Origin of the sequence: Planococcus salinus, from assembly GCF_003719725.1 — a bacterium.
In the GTDB taxonomy this organism is placed as follows: Bacteria; Bacillota; Bacilli; order Bacillales_A; family Planococcaceae; genus Planococcus; species Planococcus salinus.
The window spans coordinates 510,968-528,795 of record NZ_RIAX01000001.1 but is presented as its reverse complement, the minus strand read 5'-3'; the positions used below and the strand labels follow the sequence as shown (position 1 = coordinate 528,795).

The following is a 17,828-nucleotide window of genomic DNA, read 5'->3' as shown; positions in this document are numbered from 1 at the left end:
GCGTAAATAAAACTCTAACTTTAAGGGGTCACTACCATTCAAACCATCCTTTGCTCTCTTTTTGTCTATTATTGTATTGATTGATCATGTTCCGCAATACGTTTGATACGGACGGTTGGAAGGGGCAGGTGGTTCCACATACGCCTCCTGTTCCGGCGAATAGGCATATGGATTGGACAGCGCTTCAAGCAGCTGTTCCATTACACTGTAATCCTTTTGGAATTCAGCGGCCGCCAGCGCAGCTTCCACATGGTGATTCCGCGGGATGATGGACGGGTTGCTGAGTCGCATCAGTTCCTGCACATCGTCTTTTGTTTCGTGCTGTCTGCCAAGTCGTGTCTGCCACCGTTCATGCCATTCCGGGAATTCATCAGTTCCCAATAATCCCGAACCATTCAAATCACCAATCGTCAAGGCGCGGAACGTGTTGGTGTAGTCGGCCTGACGTTTCTGCATCAGTTCCAGGAGTTCTTCGACGAGTGCTTTGTCTTCCGGCTCTTCATTGTAAAGCCCAAGCTTCGCTCTCATCCCTGTCAGCCACTGACTGTCATACAGTGAATTGAACGCTGCAAGTTCCGCTTCAGCCATCTTGATGGCCTGTTCCTGATCTTCATCAAGCAGCGGCACGAGAGTTTCAGCAAACCGCGCCAGATTCCAGCCGGCTACCAGGGGCTGGTTGCGGTAAGCATACCGTCCTTGTGCATCGATGGAACTGAACACGGTTTTTGGATCATAGCTGTCCATGAATGCACAAGGCCCATAGTCGATGGTTTCACCGCTGATGGCCATATTGTCCGTGTTCATGACACCGTGGATAAAACCGACCAATTGCCATTTCGCAATCAATTCCGCCTGCTGCTCGATGACTTTTCGTAAAAACTGCAAATACCGATCGGGAGAATCTGCGATTTCCGGATAATGGCGCTCGATGGCATACTCCGCCAAAATTCGGAGCTCTTCGACATTCCGAAGGCCGGCCATATATTGAAAAGTGCCGACGCGCAGATGGCTGGAGGCGACACGTGTCAAAATAGCTCCGGGTTTTGCGGTTTCCCGTCTGATTGATTCACCGGTCGCGACCACTGCCAGGCTCCGTGTAGTCGGAATTCCCAGTGCATGCATGGCTTCGCTGATCAGGTATTCGCGCAGCATAGGCCCCAGTGCGGCTCGGCCATCACCGCCACGGGAATAAGGCGTACGGCCGGAACCTTTGAGCTGGATGTCAAAACGCTCGCCGCGTGGAGTGATCTGTTCACCATACAATAATGCCCGTCCGTCTCCCAGCATGGTGAAATAGCCGAACTGATGTCCTGCATAGGCTTGGGCAAGTGCTGTGCCGCCTTCAGGGATTTCATTTCCGGCCAGTACAGCAATCCCTTCGTCTGTTTGGAGCTCCTGGCCGTCCAATCCCAGAGTTTCGGCCAACGCATCATTGAAAAAAAGAAGTTCAGGCGAAGACACAGGGTTTGGTTTTATAATTGAAAACAGTGTCTGGGGCAGATTGGCATAACTCTGTTCCAGATTCCATCCTGCTTTGGCAGTTTGCTTGTTCGTCGTCATGGTTTTCACCCTCTTTTTCTATTTATTTTTCATTATACGTTTTATAGCGGTTCAATTCGAAGATAACGCTTCAACTTCTCGCTTTGCTGACGGGTTTACCTCTTTCCATTAGATCAGCCGGCGAGAATAGATGTGAATTGAGATGCGTTTCCTAAAATGACAGGAAAGAAAAGGAGGAGTTTTGTTAAGAAGAGAAGAAATCCATAAAAGCAAGAGAAAATGGAAAAGGGGATGGCATATGAACCAGCTGACGAAGAAAAGGGCAAAAGCGATTCTGATTGATACGTTACTGGCCACAGGAGTGTCCGTGGTCATCGAATCTGCGCTAAGAAGAAAAATGGATAACGAATTTTTCTATGTAGTCGTTCTCCCGACTCTCACATTATGGGGACTGGAATATGCTCAAATAAAAACAACCGGCCAAACAGCGGGGCAGAAATTGATGGGAATTAAGGTTGTCAGTGAAAATAGCGGGGAGTTAAACGGAGAACAGATCCTGAAGCGTGCCGCCCACCGTGATTTCATCAGCACCTTCACGTATTTACGCCATCGTCAGGAGTATGATGTGTACAACGGCAGTAAATTTCCACATGACGTTTATGCGGAAACAGCTGTGATAGAAAAGTAAACAAGAAAAGCAAAACAGTTGGAAGCTTCTTCAATGGCTTTACCGGCATCTGGGAAGAAGGTGAGAAGATGGGTAAAACAGGACTGTTGAAAGCGATGCGCCTGACTTATCAGGCAGGAAAAATGACCAGGCAAGAAAGGGCGTTGCTTCAGCGGCAGCGGTTGGAACAACTCGTTCTGCATGCCAAACATTTCAGCCCTTATTTTTCCAATCTCTACTCTTCGGTTAAAGGAGGATTCGAGTTAACGGACTTGCCGCCGACGACAAAAGCGGAATTGATGGTCCATTTCAATGATTGGCTGACCGATCGATCTGTTACGGAACAGGACGTGAACCATTTCACTGACAACCTGGATAATATCGGCCGCAAATTGAAGGGACGTTATTTAGTGAACACAACTTCGGGATCAACAGGAAACCCTGCGGTTGTACTGTACGATGAAACGACGATGAACGTCGTTTCTGCGATTGCCCTTATGCGTGCCATTGCCAGAAGGCAGGACTTTGCCGCGTTTTTGAAAAAAGGGAAAAAGACAGCGGGTCTTTTCGTCGATGGTGGATTTTATCTTGGTTGCGGGACAGTTCGGTACAATCAGCTGCGGCGGCCGTGGAAAAAAGATCAGATAATTGTGGATGTCCGCCAGCCTCTAGAAGTCATCGTGAACCAGTTGAACGATTTTCAGCCTGTCATGCTCGGAGGCTATCCGACTGCGCTGGAGCTATTAATCGGTGAACAACAGCAAGGAAACCTCGCCATTTCTCCTGTTTTAATCATGACGGGTGGAGAGCATTTGAGTGATTCCGTACGCGAAGAGCTGAAGGAAACGTTCGGCTGCCACGTGCAAACAAATTATTCCTGTACAGAAGCTGGAACGATTGCCTGTGAATGCAGTGAAGGCCGTCTTCATATCAATGAAGATTGGATCATTGTCGAAGGCGTGGATGCCGATTTTCAGCCAGTTCCAAATGGCCAGCTGGCTGAGAAGCTGCTGATCACCAATCTGTTTAATTGGACACAGCCTTTCATCCGCTACGAACTGACCGACCGCGCGGTGATTCATGGTGATTTATGCAAGTGCGGGAAAACGACAAAATGGCTGGAGTTGGAAGGGCGCACCGATGAAATTTTGAATTTCAATAATGGAAGAAAAGTCGCTCCCCTGACGCTTGTCTCACTGCTTGGCGACATCAAGGAAATCCAGCGATTCCAATTGATCCAGCATTCAACGGAACAACTCGAACTGCGGCTTCTGGCAGACCAGAAGCAAGCCGCTTTTGAACTGGCGAAAAAGACTTTGGAAGCTTATTTCGCTAAGCAAGGCATTACAGCGGAAGTGTTCCTGTCTGAAAAGTTACCGGAAATCCATCCGAAAAGCGGAAAGTTCAAGCACATCTATTCGCTTTCTTTAAAGACAATGTAATCACGTGTTTTCGAGGAGGAGTTTCATGAAAAAAATACTGATGCTCAATACCTTGCCGCTCATCAACTTTGAAGATACCGGAGACGACAGCAAAACCGCCGGCAATCAAACCTTGTATAATACGTTGAAAGGATACAGCGACCATGGGATTCAAGTCACCATGCTGACATTCGCGGATGTTCCAAAGGTGAATGAAGCGTTTCCAGGTGTCATCGTCAGACGGTCGAGTTTTTTCCTATTATATGCAATCATGTCAAAAATGAAGAAACTTATCTCGGATTTAATTAAAAATAGAGAACGGCAAACAAGACAACGTCCCAAGACGGAAATCGACCGGAGGGGTGCGTCGTTATTTGCGCTTTTTTGGCGGCGGTGGGCATACAGGGAAGGCTTGCGTCTGGCTCGTGAGCTGGAACCGGACCTGATCTATGGCTATGAAATCTACAGCACAATACCGGCGAAGCGGCTGGCCGATCAATTAGGCTTGCCGCTGGTCACCCGTTTCCAGGGGACTGAGCTGGGACTGCTGCTGGACAGTGAGCAATTTTACCAGGCAACGGATTATCTCAAAGGGACCGCTGTGGATGCTGATTTGATCATCATGGCAAACGACGGGACGGACGGCGATAAAGTGCTGCAGAAACTGGGACTGGACGAAAATAAAGTCAGGTTCTGGCCTAACGGTCTGCATAATAAAGAAAAATACCTTCATTATAAGAAAAATCCGGACTACAAGAAGCAATTGAAACTGCCGGAAGAGTCTTTTGTGATTTGTACAGCAAACCGTTTCGTGGACTGGAAACGAATCGACCGGATCATCAGGGTGATGGCTGAACTGAACCGGTTCAATCCGGACGTTTACTTGCTGGCAATCGGTGACGGACCCGAAAAAGAAGCGCTGGAGAAATTGGCGCAATCACTGAATCTCGACACAGTCATTTTCACAGGAGTGATGGAACACGAAGACACGGTGCATCACATTGCCAACGCCGATCTGTTCATCACGCTGAATCAAAGCGGCAATTTGGGGAATTCGATACTGGAAGCTTTGGCTCTTGGCACCGTCACATGCACATTGAAAAATGACAGTGTCGAAAAAGTGCTCACAGATGGCATCAACGCCATTTTGTTCGATCAGATGGACGAAAAACGAATAGCCCAGCGATTAGCTGAAGTTATAAAAGATGAAAAGACTTTGCAGTCATTGCGGAATAATGCCAGAGAGTATGCCGCAGATCATCTTCTCTCGTGGCCGGAACGGATGGAAATGGAAATTAAGGAAATAAGAAAATTGATGAACTAAATACCGTCTCATCCGATGTGCTGGGTTCAGCAGTGAAAGGCGCTGTAAAAAGAAAGTAAACCCGTTGAAAAATTTCTCAACGGGTGCTAAAATAATTTTTGTCATCACGGAGATGTACCCAAGAGGCTGAAGGGGGCTGACTCGAAATCAGCTAGGGCGTGCAAGCGCCGCGGGGGTTCAAATCCTCTCATCTCCGCCATACATAACCACTTGCCTGCATCCGTTTACCGGGATGCAGGCTTTTTCATTTTTATCGTCCATAAGAAAAAGCCGTTCCAAAATCAATTGATTTCGGAAGCGGCTGTTTTTGATGGAAGTTCCTGATTGGCTGGTTGTTCACCGATCGGTTTCTTGGACCAGATGGTTGCCAGGATCGGACCGGAAATATTGTGCCAGATGGCGCCCCATACCCCTGGCAGTGCAGCCAATGGACTGAAATGGGCTGTGGCCAGCGCTACGCTCAAGCCCGAGTTTTGCATCCCGACTTCGAGTGAAATCGCTCTTCGGTCGTTTTCGTTCAATCCCATCGCCATGGCAGTAAAGTAGCCGAGCAAAAGGCCGATGCCGTTATGGAGAAAGACTGCGATGAATACGACCAGTCCGGAGCTGATGACGTTTCCAGCGTTAGCTGCAGTGACAGCGGACACGATGATCAAAATGGCTGCCACGGAAATCAACGGAACGACTGTGATGGTTTTTTCCACCGCTGTCGGAAAGAATTTCTGGACGATAAAGCCCAGTGCAATTGGAACAATGATGACCTGGAAAATCGACATGAACATCGACAGCGGGTCAACCGGCAGCCATTGCCCTGCCAACAGCAGCAACAGAAGCGGCGTCGCAATCGGTGCAAGCAAGGTCGAAAGGGAGGTCATGGCCACCGACAATGCCAAATTCCCTTTGGCGAGATACACCATGACGTTTGAAGCTGTACCGCCCGGAACTGAGCCGAGAAGCACCAATCCGGCAGCCAGTTCCGCCGGCAATTTCAGCATATACGCCAAACCAAAGGCGACGAGCGGCATGATGACGAACTGTGCGGCCACGCCCATGATGACGGGAAACGGGTTAGTGGCGACAATTTTAAAGTCCACCGGTTTTAATGTAAGCCCCATGCCAAACATCACGACGCCCAGCAGGATGGTGATATAGGCAGTTAATGGAAGGAACGGTTCCGGCAGGAGAAAAGCGGCGATGGCAATCAAAATCACCAAAACGGCAAAGTATTTTCCTGCGAGATCACTGATGGTCTGAACAGCTTTCATAGGACGGCACCTCTTTCAGTTGGTTTTAATATTTTATTGGGGTTCAATAGATTGTCAGGATCAAGTGCTTGTTTAATCTTTTCCATGACAATGAGTGCGTTGCCGTGTTCCTGTTGCTGATATTTCAGTTTGCCGACTCCGACACCGTGTTCGCCGGTGCATGTGCCGCCGCGTTCCAGTGCATATTGGACGATGCGCTCATTGAATTCGGCAGCTTTTGCGACCTCTTCCGGATCATTCATATCAATCATCAGCAGTGCGTGGAAATTGCCATCGCCGACATGGCCGACAATGCCGCCGTCCATCCCGAGCGTTTCCAGGTTTTCGCGGGCGTGGGCCACAGCGCCAGCCAATTTGGAAATCGGCAGACAGACATCGGTTACCATCATTTTCTTGCCCGGATACCCGTGGATAAATGCGTATGCCAGATTATGCCGCGCTTCCCACAGGCGGTTGCGGCCGGCAGTACTGGTTTCAAAGTCAATTTGGCCGCAGCCATGGTTTGTCACGATTTCTTCCGTGAACGCCACGTCCTGTTTCAATCCTTCTTCATTGCCATGAAATTCCAGGAACAAAGTCGGCTGTTCGTGATAGTCGGTCTCGCTGAAGTGATTAACCTGGCGAACCGAAGCTTCATCGACAAGCTCAACACGCGCAATCGGGATGCCAGCCTGCAGAATGGACACCACCGCTTCGACCGCGTTGTCGACCGTCGGAAACGAAGCGCGTGCTGCTGCGACATGTTCAGGAATGCCATAGACGCGCAACGTCAATTCCGTAAAGCAGCCAAGCGTCCCTTCCGAACCGGTAAACAAGCCATTCAGGTGAAGGCCGGAGGAAGATTTAGCGGCCATGTTGCCGGTCTGGACAATCATGCCGTCGGCCAAAACGACTTCGAGATTTCGCACCTGGTCCCGCATGACGCCGTATTTGACGGTCGTCGTGCCGCTGGCGTTGGTGGCGACCATGCCGCCAAGCGTGGCATCTGCACCTGGATCCACGGAAAAAAACAAGCCATATTTTTTCAATTCCTTATTCAACTGCGAACGTGTCACACCGGGCTGGACTTTCACCAAAAAATCCTCCGGCAGCACTTCGATGACTTTGTTCATAAAAGAAAAGTCGATGGTGATGCCGCCCTTGTCAGGAATAACGTGTCCTTCGAGACTAGTACCGAGTCCGAAAGGGACCACCGGCATCTTGAATTTCTGAGAAGTTTTCATGATTTTGCTGACTTCCTCAGCTGTTTTCGGAAAGACCACAATGTCCGGCAGTTTTTCCGTGTGATACGATTCATCCCGTCCGTGAAGTTCCCGGACCGTATCGTTGACGGTCACCTGTTCTTCCGTCAACTCGCTTGTCAGATGCTGAATTACTTGTATGCTCGCTTGTTGTGTCATAGGGCATTTCTCCTTTGAATACAATCTCTGCTGAATTGGTCCAACCAATAAAATTCATTATACATAATTGTCAGAACAATTCAATGGCAGTTTTCAGAAATTGAAAAAAATTGGAACAGTTGCTATGGTTGTGATACCAAATAAGCTCAAGTCAGGGGTGCAGCATTGATTACTCAAAGGAAAAAGACATATGAAATCATACTGGGAAAGATTGAAGAATTTTTCGTGGGGAATGACATGAAAGCAGGAGATAAATTGCCGCCGGAGCGCGAGTTGGCAAAACTTTTCGGTGTCAGCCGGACATCGGTGAGAGATGCGCTTCAAGCCCTTGAAATCAACGGGAAAATCGAAATTCGCCAAGGCGGCGGAAGCTATATCAAGACAACCGAGCTTCAAAATCTGACAGATGAACTTTCTGTGACACTTGCCGAGACAGAAAACCAGCTGGTAGTCGAAATGCTTGAATTGAGAAGGGCATTGGAAGTCGAAGCCGCTTCCCTTGCCGCGCAGCGGGCCAACGCGGAAGAACTGAAGAAAATCCGTCGGTCGGTCCAGGAAATGGCGGACTCCCTTGGCAATATCGAAGCGGGCATCACAGCTGACCTGCAGTTCCATCTGCAGATTGCCAATGCTACGCACAATCAGCTGCTGATCAATATGATGCAGGCTTTATCCGAACGGATGGAAGACACCATCCGTGCCACGCGGAACCACCGCCTGTCCGACCCCGACCGCTTCAACGATACGGTCAATGAACACAGGGACATTTGCCACGCCATCGAAAGCGGAAATGTAAAACAAGCAAAACAGCTGACCGAAGAACACATTACGAGAATTCTGTTGGAATTGGAGACAGACTGAATACAGAGACAGCCGGAAGGGTATGGAACTATATTTATTCGCAAGGAGAAAAAAGATACAAATTGAATTAAAGAACTAAAGAAACAAATTTATCTTTTTTGTAATAANCAAATTGAATTAAAGAACTAAAGAAACAAATTTATCTTTTTTGTAATAAATATGGAGCAAAACAGCGGAGACTCCAGCGGGATAGCGAAGTGCTGAAATCCACTCGGGTGTCCAGCCCGAGTTAGTTCAGCGCAAGCCCGCAGGAAATACATGGGCCGAACTCCCTTCGGCCCTGTATTTGCGACGAAGCAGCGCAGCGATGCAGGAGTACAGGGTTTTAGCGCAGCTGTTTTGCGGAATATCGAATTAGATCAATCTATATAAAACACAATAAACTCGAAGAATGGAGTTGGAGTATAATGACGAACGGCAAAACAGCCATCATCACCGGCGCCAGCAGCGGCATCGGTCAGGCAACAGCAAAAGAATTGGCCAAAAGAGGATATCAAGTCATGCTGGGAGCAAGACGCGAGGACCGCCTGCGTGAACTGAAAAATGACATCGAGCTACTGGGAGGAACGGCGGCATACCAGGTGACGGACGTTACATCTTCCGAACAGATGAAAGCGCTGGCTCAAGCGGCGCTCGATCAATTTGGACGGATTGATGTACTCGTCAACAATGCGGGACTGATGCCTTTGTCTTTCATGAACAAGCTGAAAATCGATGAATGGGACCAGATGGTCGACGTCAATATCAAAGGGGTGTTGTACGGAATTGCCGCAGTTCTTCCGCACATGGAACAGCAGAAAGAAGGGCATATCATTAATATTTCCTCGGTCGCTGGCCACGAAGTCACGCCGGGAAGTGCCGTTTACAGCGGAACCAAATACGCCGTCAGGGCAATCACAGAAGGATTGCGGAAAGAAATTGCCCCTTCCTTGGACATCCGTGCCACCATCGTCTCCCCTGGAGCAGTGGCAACGGAATTGACACAGACCATCACAGACGAAGATATTCTGACAGCGTTCGAAGGTATGGAAATGAAAATGCTGGAAGCGGAAGACATCGCCAATGCCATCGGTTATGCGGTCGAACAGCCGGCTTATGTGGATGTCAACGAAATTTTGATCAGACCAAGACAGCAGCCGTGATGAAATAAAGAATCCTGAATCCTGTAACGTCATTCCAAAGAAAAAGGTGAGAAATATGCCATTGGAACTTGTCCGGAATGATATCACCCACATGCAGGTGGACGCTGTAGTCAACGCAGCGAACGAACAGCTGAAAATGGGCGGCGGTGTCTGCGGAGCGATTTTCCGTGCGGCCGGTGCCGATCAGCTGCAGGCAGCCTGTGATGAAATCGGGCATTGTCCCACAGGCGGTGCTGTCCGGACTCCAGCATTCGATCTGCGGGCGGACCATATCATCCATACAGTCGGACCCATCTGGAAAGGTGGCGGGCATGGCGAAGAAAAGCTGCTGCGTTCCTGCTACCGGAACTCTTTGACGCTGGCCATTTCTCATGGATGCGAGTCGATTGCTTTTCCGGTAATTTCTTCCGGTATCTATGGTTATCCAAAAGAACAGGCACTCCAGATTGCCATCGGGGAAATCCATGCGTTTCTGATGCAGCATGACTTGATGGCATATATCGTTGTATTTGATAAAGCTGCATTCGATGCCAGCGGAAAATTATACAAATCGATCCGTGAATTTATTGATGAACATTATGTCGAGCAACAGCAACAGCGGTTTTCCCGCTACAGAAGAGAGTTGCTGGAAGACATCGAAGAAGAGCCGGTGTATGAGCAGTCGTCGATGCGCCAGGTGGAGCAACAACGGCTGGAAGACGTCCTGAATCAAATCGAAGAAACGTTTTCACAACGGCTTTTTCGTTTTATTGATGAAAAAGGGATGACAGATGTTGAAACCTATAAAAAAGCCAATATCGACCGTCGCCTGTTTTCGAAAATCCGCAATTCACCGGATTACACGCCGCTCAAAAAAACTGTCGTCGCTTTTGCCGTCGCCCTGGAATTGGACCTGGAGGAGACAAAGGAATTGCTCGCTGTGGCCGGCTATACCCTGTCCCGCAGCAATAAATTCGATGTCATCATCGAATACTTCATCACTCAAGGGAATTACCGGATTCATGAAATCAACGAAGCCCTTTTCGCCTTTGACCAAACGCTTCTGGGCGCCTGATTTGTCGCTTCCGAAGCGACCTGAGGACGCTTGGAAAAAGGTATCCTTTAATTGAAGAGAAAAACCGGAACAGTTCCGGCAATCGATTAAAGGAGGACTGTAAAATGGAAACAAAGACGACGGAATTGGTTTTTATCCTTGATAAAAGCGGCTCCATGGCAGGACTGGAGGCGGACACGATCGGCGGATTCAACGCCCTTCTCGACAAGCAGAAAAAAGAGCCCGGAAATGCGGTGGTAACCACGGTATTGTTTAACCATCAATACGAACTGCTGCATGACTGGCTCCCAATACAGGAAGTGTCTGCCCTCACTGACAGAAACTACGAAGTGGGCGGGGCCACCGCGTTGCTGGATGCCATCGGTTCAACGATCCAAAAAGTTGGCCATCGCCAAAAAAGGGCCAGTGAAGAAACAAGAGCCGGGAAAGTATTGGTTGTCATCACCACGGATGGTATGGAAAACGCCAGCTGCGAATACAGCCAGCAGAAAATCCAGTCGATGATCAGCCATCAAAAAAACCGGTTTGATTGGGAGTTCATCTTTCTGGGAGCCAATATCGACGCGGCGCAAACAGCGCGGCGTTTCGGTATCGGCGAAGATTTTGCCGTCGATTACCATGCCGATGCAACCGGCACTGAATTGAACTTCAATGTACTGAATGAAACCGTTCGTTCATTCCGTAAGGGCGAAGCGTTGGATCGCAGCTGGAAAGTGAAAATTGAAGCTGACTTTGAAAAGCGCAAGTAAAAATAAAGCCTGTTTGAAAACTGTCACCTTTTAAAGAAAGGTGGCAGTTTTTATTTGATGAAGGACGGGACGGGGCAAGGAGTTTAAGGGAAAAGCGAGCGGGTACTAAAAGACTGTACAGTCAAAATAAGAAACCAGTATACAAGGAGGTTTTTCAAATGGCTTATAATGATGCTAAACTGATCGGATCATTCGAGTTGCAGGCTCAAGTATATAAAAAAATCCTTGAACTGAAAGAGCAAGGCTACCGGGAAGAGGATATGTATGTCATTGCAAAAGGCCATGATCATGTGGATACGCTGAAAGACAAAACAGCTGTAAATTTCAGTACAGGTGACAAAGGAGACTGGAAAGACAAATTCAAATCCGTTTTCTCAAAAGAAGATGCCGACAGAAAATCGTATACGAATATCAGTGAAGATTCTACGCGATCAACCGATTACAGCCGGGATGTGGAAGACGGACGGATTCTTTTGTACGTAGACCGTAATTTTGCTTCGTCTCACGATACGCGCACTACAACAGCAGGAACAAATACCGACGAAACACGGCGGCGGGGAACAGATCAGGAAGACAGCCTGCGTCTGCACGAAGAGCGGCTGAATGTCGACAAAGAACGCGTACAGACCGGAGAAGTCAATGTCGGCAAGAATGTAGTGGAAGAAGAGAAGGTCGTGGAAGTGCCAGTCGAGCGGGAAGAAGTGTATGTAGAGCGGCGTCCGGCTGCTGATTCGACCGAAACGACAGCTGACGACAGTCGAGACAGCGGACTCACTTCAAGAGATGCGTATGAAGAAGACGGCCAGCTTCATATTCCCGTTACGGAAGAACGTGTGGATGTTTCGAAAAAAGACGTCGTAAGCGAAGAAATAGTCGTTGGAAAACGAAAAGTAAAAGATACGGAACGCGTCAATGAAACGGTCCGGCGCGAAGAAGTGGACGTTGATGAAACAACAGATACTGAACGCCGGGGCAATTTAACCGATCAAGATGACAGAAGAGGATTTTGACCTGCATGATGCGCCTTCTGGAAGTTCGTCTTCCATAAGGCGCATTTTTCGTGAACGGTAAACTGTTTGTGCAGCTGTCGACTGGGTATAGGGATAGAAAGAGCAATAGCCACGGGTTGAAATAAGATCTATTTTAAATCTGAAGGAGGAGTATGGATAATGGCAAAAACATTGCTCAGTGTGCAAATCATTCCTCATACAGACGGCGGGGCAGATTATGATTCGTATGTCGACAAAGCCATAGAAGTCATCAAACAATCCGGTGTCAACTATCAGGTTCATCCTCTGGAAACGACGATGGAAGGGGAGTTGTCCGAGTTACTGTCGATCGTGGAGCAGATGAATGAAAAACTGATCGAGTCTGGCATCGAAAGCGTAGTCTCACAAGTGAAGATCCTTCATCGACCGGGCGGCACATCGATGGATTCCATGACAGAAAAGTACCAGTGATTGGGTTAAAGTAAAGTCAATAGAAAAAAGGCGTTTTATCAGGAATCTGATAAAACGCCTTTTTTAATGTCTACTGCAATTAGTTTACAGCGTATAAAGCAGCAAAAAGTTGATAACTGTGAAGTAACCCACAGTAAAAGAGTGTTATCCACAATATCTGAAAGTTATCAACGTTTTGACAATACATTTGTATTGGAAAGAAGTCTTGCGATGAATTTTATTGATACACCTGTATTAAATAGTTTGAAAATTACTATTATTCTGATAGAGTTTAATTATGCCGAAAAAAATTGACCATGTCAGAAAAAAACAGGAAATTGCCGAAGCCGCATGGAGTGTAATTTTACAGAATGGATTGGAAGGGGCCACTGTCAGGACGATCGCAGAGGAGGCGGATATTTCAGTGGGAGCGTTACGTTATTATTTTCCCACACAAGACAATTTAATGGAATACGCTTATTCATTGATTCAGGAAAAAATATCGGAAAATGTCGGTAAAGTTTTTCAGCGGGATCTTTCTCCGAAAGAAAAAGTTATGGAAATCCTGCTGTCTTTATTGCCTGACGGAGAAGGAGGTAGGAGTGAAATCGAAGTAAGGATGGCCTTTACCAGCCACCCGTTGAACAAAAAACATTTCGACAAAGATAAAGACGCTGTCTATGCAGCGGTAAGAAACGTAATGTCCAATCTCATGTGGTCGAATTTATTGAAAAAAGATGCCGATTTGAATTTTGAAACTGAAAGGCTATATGCTTTGATCGAAGGGATGGCCATAAACTCCATGCGGAATTTCGAGAAGAAGGAAACGGCAAAATCCAAAAAACTTCTTTTTTATCACTTGCTCTCTATTTGCCAGGAGCAATTTAGAGAAATGCAGTAATGTGTAAGAGAAGTAGGTTGTACAAAAGTTATATAACATAATTGTATAAAGATGCATAAACATATTTTTAATTATAATTATATTATGTATACTTATTGGTTTTTATCCCGAGCTAAAGGAGGGAGCAAAAAGTTAATAAGCTGGTTTACAAGATAACGAAAAAAGGAATAAAGCTGTAAGCTGAAATTTATGCATGGAAACAGATTCGGTATTATAATAAAAATCATAAAGACAGGGAGTTGAGACCAATGAGTATGAAACCGTTTAAAGGGTCAAGCATGGTGATGAAAATGACACAGGCTCTTATGAAAGATGGATGGTCTTTTATTCCGGACGAATTCGATGTGATCGTAAGGGCGGAAAACAAAAAGACCGGTGAAGCAGTCAGCTTTCCTTCCATCGGCAATCTGAAAACCTGGCTGTATGAAAAAGCATTGAGCACACCAAATTGAATAGAGTTTCCATCACAATTTCATATCATTCAAAAAAGCCGCTCCTTTATCTCAAGGGAGCGGCTTTTTGTATATCTGTATTTCATTGTAAGTCTCTACATCATTTGTTTCAGTGCCAGTTTGGCTTCGTTCGCTGTTTTGGCATCCACTACAATGCGGTTGATCACGCGGCCTTCGACCAATTCTTCCAATGCCCAGGTTAAATGAGGCAAATCGATGCGGTTCATGGTCAGGCACGGACACATGAAGGGGTTAAGCGAGACGATGTCACGGTCCGGGAAGTCGGCAATCAGCCGGTTCACCAGGTTCATCTCCGTCCCGATTGCCCATTTTGAACCCGGTTCGGACGCTTCAATCATGTCGATGATGTATTTTGTCGAACCAGCATAATCGGCGGCACTGACCACTTCATATGTACATTCCGGATGGACCAGGATGTTGCGGTCAGGCTCTTTCGTACGAAGCGTTTCCACATGCTTCGGCAGAAAGTTCATATGGACGGAACAATGGCCTTTCCACAAAATCACTTGTACGTCGTCGATTTCGCATTGCCGCTCCAGCTGTTGTTTGATCGGGTTCCAGATGGCCATATTCTCCAATGGTATGCCGAGTTCTGCAACTGTGTTGCGGCCCAGATGCTGATCCGGTAAAAAAAGCATGCGCTGTTTTTTGCCAAGCGCCCACTTCACCATTTCTGTGGCGTTGGAGGATGTGACTGTTGCGCCTCCATTTCTGCCGACAAATGCTTTGATGGCAGCGGTCGAGTTGACGTAGGTGAGCGGAACAATCGTGTCACCGAACAGCTGCTGCAATTCGCTCCAGGACCGCTCGGTTTGGTCGATATTGGCCATATCAGCCATCGAGCAGCCGGCTCTCATGTCCGGTAAAATGACGGCTTGCTGCGGCGTTGTTAAAATGTCCGCCGTTTCTGCCATAAAGTGGACACCGCAAAATAGGATATAATCCGCCGTCTGTTGTCCGGCGATTTGTGATAATTGCAGCGAGTCTCCCGTTACATCGGCGTATTGGATGACTTCGTCTTTTTGGTAATGATGTCCCAAGATGAACAAGCGATTTCCTAAAACAGCACGTGCATGTGTGGCGCGCTTATTCAATTCTTCCGTTGGGACGTTTAAATAATGGGCTGGCATTGCGTCAGCCAGCTGCAGTTCTTCAAGTAAAGATGTCATGAATGGATGGCCTCCTTTTGTGAGATGGAAAGATTCATGCTGATGTCCAGATTGGACACGCTATGTGTCAATGCGCCGAGAGAGATGATATCGACGCCGGTATGGCGGTATGATTCTAAATTGGCCAGTGTAATTCCACCTGAAGCTTCGGTCAGGATGGAGTCGGGAACGAGCTCCACCCACCTTTTCATCGTCTCCGGTGTCTGGTTGTCGAACATGATGACATTCGGCTGGGCTTCAATGGCTTCTTTCAATTGTTCTTCTGTTTCCACCTCCACTTCGACCATGACCATATGTCCAAGGGAAGAGCGGACTTTCTGGACAGCTTTCGTGATGGATCCGGCCGCGGCGATGTGATTGTCTTTTAACATGACCGCATCATACAAACCGTTGCGGTGGTTGAAGCCACCGCCGACCCGGACGGCGTACTTTTCAAACAGACGCAAACCGGGTGTCGTTTTCCGTGTATCCACAATCCGTGTATGGGAAGAGCCGAGGGTATGGACGCAATTGGCCGTCAAGGTGGCGATGGCGCTCATGCGCTGGACCAGATTCAACAGGACCCTTTCGCCTGACAGCAGCGAAGCGACCGGCCCGGTAATCCGGACAATCGCCTCACCGGCTTTCACAAAGTTGCCGTCCTGTGTCAACAATTCAACTTGTACAGCAGGATCAAGCAACGCATATCCCCATTTAAAACAGTTGATCCCGGACACCACGCCGTCTTCTTTCAAACGGATGCAGGCCTCTGCTGTATGCGATTCATCAAATAACACCGAAGAGACATCGCGGTCTCCAATATCTTCCAATAAGAAGGCTTTCAGCGCTTCTTCCACTTTTAATCGATTCATCCGACTGTCTCCTTTTGTTCGATTTTCCGATCTGCAATTTTCACGCCGTGCTTGGACAATTGAAGCACTTTTCCTGTCCATTTTGCGGAAGTTTCAGGAGCATCCATCCGGTAATGGCCGCCGCGGCTTTCATCGCGCAAAAAAGCGGCCGTCGCAATCAGGCTGCTCGCAGTATAGCGATGGATGTCCTGTATGTCACTGTTGCTGTAATCCCGCAGCGAAAATTGCCGCAAAGGGTGGGCGTCAAGGAACTTCTCCAGTTCTTTTTTGTCCCGGAGAATCCCGACTTTTTCCGTCATGTTCAACGGCAGATTTTCAGGGAGAACGAACTCCCGTGTTCTGCTGTTTTTACCGAATGGACGTTTTCTGACGAAAGCGGGCAACTGCTGCAGTCGATCTGCCAGCCGTTTTGCAAAAGCCAGCCCTTCCAACAGGGAGTTGCTGGCCAGGCGGTTGGCGCCGTGCACGCCGGTGGATGCCGTTTCCCCAAGAGCGTAAAGACCCGGAACCGAGGTTTCGCCTGAATCACCGGTTTGAATGCCGCCCATATGGAAATGGGCACCGGGACGGACGGGAAGCAATTCATATGTAGGGTCGAATCCGTATTTCCGGCAATTCAAATAAATGGACGGGAATTTTTTTGGGAAGTCATCGATAGGTCTGGCATCCAGGTAAACAGTGCCGAACTGCTGGTACTGCCATTCAATGGTGCGGGCGACGATATCGCGCGGTGCCAGTTCAAGGAGCGGGTGGACATGTTCCATGATCCGCTTGCCATGACGGTTGACGAGCAAAGCCCCTTCGCCCCGCACCGCTTCGGAAACCAAACCGCAGGACCGTCCGTTGAGGTGGAGTACCGTCGGATGGAACTGGACAAACTCCAAATCTTCCAACACCGCTCCTGCGTGATAAGCCAGCGATAAGCCATCGCCTGTCGCAATGGCTGAATTGGACGTCTGGCTGTATAACTGTCCGATGCCGCCGGTAGCCAGCACAATATGAGCTGCGTGAACAGTCGAGCGCCTGCCTTCAGCATCACCGACAAGCACGCCCTGGCAACGGCCGTCTTCGACGATCAATTCCAGCGCTTGATGAAACGGAAGCTGGACTGCTTTATCTTTAACCTGTTCCAATAAAAACCGCATCAGCATTTTGCCGGTCTGGTCGCCTCCGGCATGCAAAATCCGGCGGAAGCGGTGGGCACCTTCTTGCCCGAGTTCAGGAAAACCACGGTCATCTGCGTCATACGGCAAGCCTTGGGCGAGCAACAGCTCGACAGTTTCCAGCCCTTCCCGGACCATCAGCTCGACACGTTCTGCATCGGCGTGCTGGGCGGTGGCAACCATGGTATCTTCGGCGTGCGCGGACGGGCTGTCGCCGGCACCCAGACTCGCCGCAATCCCGCCCTGCGCAAAAGCGGTATTGTTGGTCATCGCGTCATGCTTCGTCAAAATGGCAACTTTATAATGATCAGGCAGGGAATGTGCCAGCATCAGGCCTGCAACACCCCCGCCAATAATGCATACATCAAACAAAACCTTACACCTTCTTTACATGTGTCTTGACACTATTAATGACATAAAGATACAGTGATTACAAGACCTAAATTGAT

17 protein-coding genes and 1 tRNA gene are annotated in these 17,828 nt (G+C 48.3%); 12 read left to right on the top strand and 6 right to left on the bottom strand.

The features are described 5' to 3' along the window. Positions 1–84: 84 nt before the first annotated feature. Positions 85–1,560 (bottom strand): protein adenylyltransferase SelO, encoded by a 1,476-nt coding sequence (locus tag EEX84_RS02640; RefSeq protein WP_123164010.1) that lies wholly within the window; start codon positions 1,558–1,560, stop codon positions 85–87. Between the two features lie 238 nt (positions 1,561–1,798). On the opposite strand from EEX84_RS02640, the gene EEX84_RS02635 reads away from it, so the two are divergent. The 4 genes from EEX84_RS02635 to EEX84_RS02620 all read left to right on the top strand — a co-directional run bounded on the left by EEX84_RS02635 (position 1,799) and on the right by EEX84_RS02620 (position 5,111). Continuing rightward, positions 1,799–2,188: an RDD family protein gene (locus EEX84_RS02635; protein WP_123164009.1), complete on the top strand. Its 390-nt coding sequence runs from the start codon at positions 1,799–1,801 to the stop codon at positions 2,186–2,188. A gap of 68 nt (positions 2,189–2,256) precedes the next feature. Continuing rightward, positions 2,257–3,609 (top strand): phenylacetate--CoA ligase family protein, encoded by a 1,353-nt coding sequence (locus EEX84_RS02630; RefSeq protein WP_123164008.1) that lies wholly within the window; start codon positions 2,257–2,259, stop codon positions 3,607–3,609. Between the two features lie 25 nt (positions 3,610–3,634). Beyond that, positions 3,635–4,912, top strand: a complete 1,278-nt coding sequence (locus tag EEX84_RS02625) for a glycosyltransferase family 4 protein (RefSeq protein ID WP_123164007.1) — start codon at positions 3,635–3,637, stop codon at positions 4,910–4,912. Between the two features lie 108 nt (positions 4,913–5,020). Continuing rightward, positions 5,021–5,111: transfer RNA gene (locus tag EEX84_RS02620), tRNA-Ser, on the top strand. Positions 5,112–5,193: 82 nt separating this feature from the next. Here EEX84_RS02620 and EEX84_RS02615 read toward each other — a convergent pair. Together EEX84_RS02615 and EEX84_RS02610 are read right to left on the bottom strand one after the other, a co-directional pair. Then, positions 5,194–6,177 (bottom strand): bile acid:sodium symporter family protein, encoded by a 984-nt coding sequence (locus tag EEX84_RS02615; RefSeq protein WP_123164006.1) that lies wholly within the window; start codon positions 6,175–6,177, stop codon positions 5,194–5,196. Next, positions 6,174–7,577 carry an FAD-binding oxidoreductase gene (locus EEX84_RS02610; RefSeq protein WP_123164005.1) on the bottom strand — a complete coding sequence of 468 codons (1,404 nt, stop codon included), beginning with the start codon at positions 7,575–7,577 and terminating at the stop codon, positions 6,174–6,176. The genes EEX84_RS02615 and EEX84_RS02610 overlap by 4 nt, the downstream gene beginning before the upstream one ends. Positions 7,578–7,742: 165 nt before the next feature. On the opposite strand from EEX84_RS02610, the gene EEX84_RS02605 reads away from it, so the two are divergent. The 8 genes from EEX84_RS02605 (at position 7,743) to EEX84_RS02570 (ending at position 14,175) form a co-directional block, all read left to right on the top strand. After that, positions 7,743–8,438, top strand: a complete 696-nt coding sequence (locus EEX84_RS02605; RefSeq protein ID WP_123164004.1) for a FadR/GntR family transcriptional regulator — start codon at positions 7,743–7,745, stop codon at positions 8,436–8,438. A gap of 407 nt (positions 8,439–8,845) precedes the next feature. Further along, positions 8,846–9,580 (top strand): SDR family oxidoreductase, encoded by a 735-nt coding sequence (locus EEX84_RS02600; protein ID WP_123164003.1) that lies wholly within the window; start codon positions 8,846–8,848, stop codon positions 9,578–9,580. 55 nt (positions 9,581–9,635) lie between these two features. Then, complete coding sequence (locus EEX84_RS02595; protein WP_123164002.1) at positions 9,636–10,634, top strand: macro domain-containing protein; 999 nt, start codon at positions 9,636–9,638, stop codon at positions 10,632–10,634. Positions 10,635–10,738: 104 nt separating this feature from the next. After that, the gene (locus EEX84_RS02590; RefSeq protein ID WP_123164001.1) at positions 10,739–11,383 is read left to right on the top strand and encodes a vWA domain-containing protein; all 645 of its coding nucleotides are present in this window, start codon (positions 10,739–10,741) and stop codon (positions 11,381–11,383) included. 158 nt (positions 11,384–11,541) lie between these two features. Next, on the top strand, positions 11,542–12,393 hold the full coding sequence (locus tag EEX84_RS02585) for a DUF2382 domain-containing protein (RefSeq protein WP_123164000.1): 852 nt from the start codon (positions 11,542–11,544) through the stop codon (positions 12,391–12,393). Between the two features lie 159 nt (positions 12,394–12,552). Next, positions 12,553–12,843, top strand: a complete 291-nt coding sequence (locus tag EEX84_RS02580) for a thiamine-binding protein (RefSeq protein ID WP_123163999.1) — start codon at positions 12,553–12,555, stop codon at positions 12,841–12,843. A 277-nt stretch (positions 12,844–13,120) separates the two neighbouring features. After that, positions 13,121–13,723 carry a TetR/AcrR family transcriptional regulator gene (locus tag EEX84_RS02575; RefSeq protein WP_123163998.1) on the top strand — a complete coding sequence of 201 codons (603 nt, stop codon included), beginning with the start codon at positions 13,121–13,123 and terminating at the stop codon, positions 13,721–13,723. 248 nt (positions 13,724–13,971) lie between these two features. Beyond that, a complete protein-coding gene (locus EEX84_RS02570; protein WP_123163997.1) occupies positions 13,972–14,175 on the top strand; it encodes a hypothetical protein in 204 nt (67 codons plus the stop codon). A 95-nt stretch (positions 14,176–14,270) separates the two neighbouring features. On the opposite strand, the gene nadA is transcribed toward EEX84_RS02570, so the two are convergent. The 3 genes from nadA to nadB are packed head-to-tail and all read right to left on the bottom strand — an operon-like array spanning position 14,271 to position 17,751. Continuing rightward, entirely contained in the window at positions 14,271–15,365 is a 1,095-nt protein-coding gene (nadA, locus tag EEX84_RS02565; protein WP_123163996.1) for a quinolinate synthase NadA, read from the bottom strand. Next, complete coding sequence (nadC, locus tag EEX84_RS02560) at positions 15,362–16,216, bottom strand: carboxylating nicotinate-nucleotide diphosphorylase (protein ID WP_123163995.1); 855 nt, start codon at positions 16,214–16,216, stop codon at positions 15,362–15,364. The genes nadA and nadC overlap by 4 nt, the downstream gene beginning before the upstream one ends. Beyond that, positions 16,213–17,751: an L-aspartate oxidase gene (gene nadB / locus EEX84_RS02555; protein ID WP_123163994.1), complete on the bottom strand. Its 1,539-nt coding sequence runs from the start codon at positions 17,749–17,751 to the stop codon at positions 16,213–16,215. The genes nadC and nadB overlap by 4 nt, the downstream gene beginning before the upstream one ends. Between the last annotated feature and the right edge of the window lie 77 nt (positions 17,752–17,828).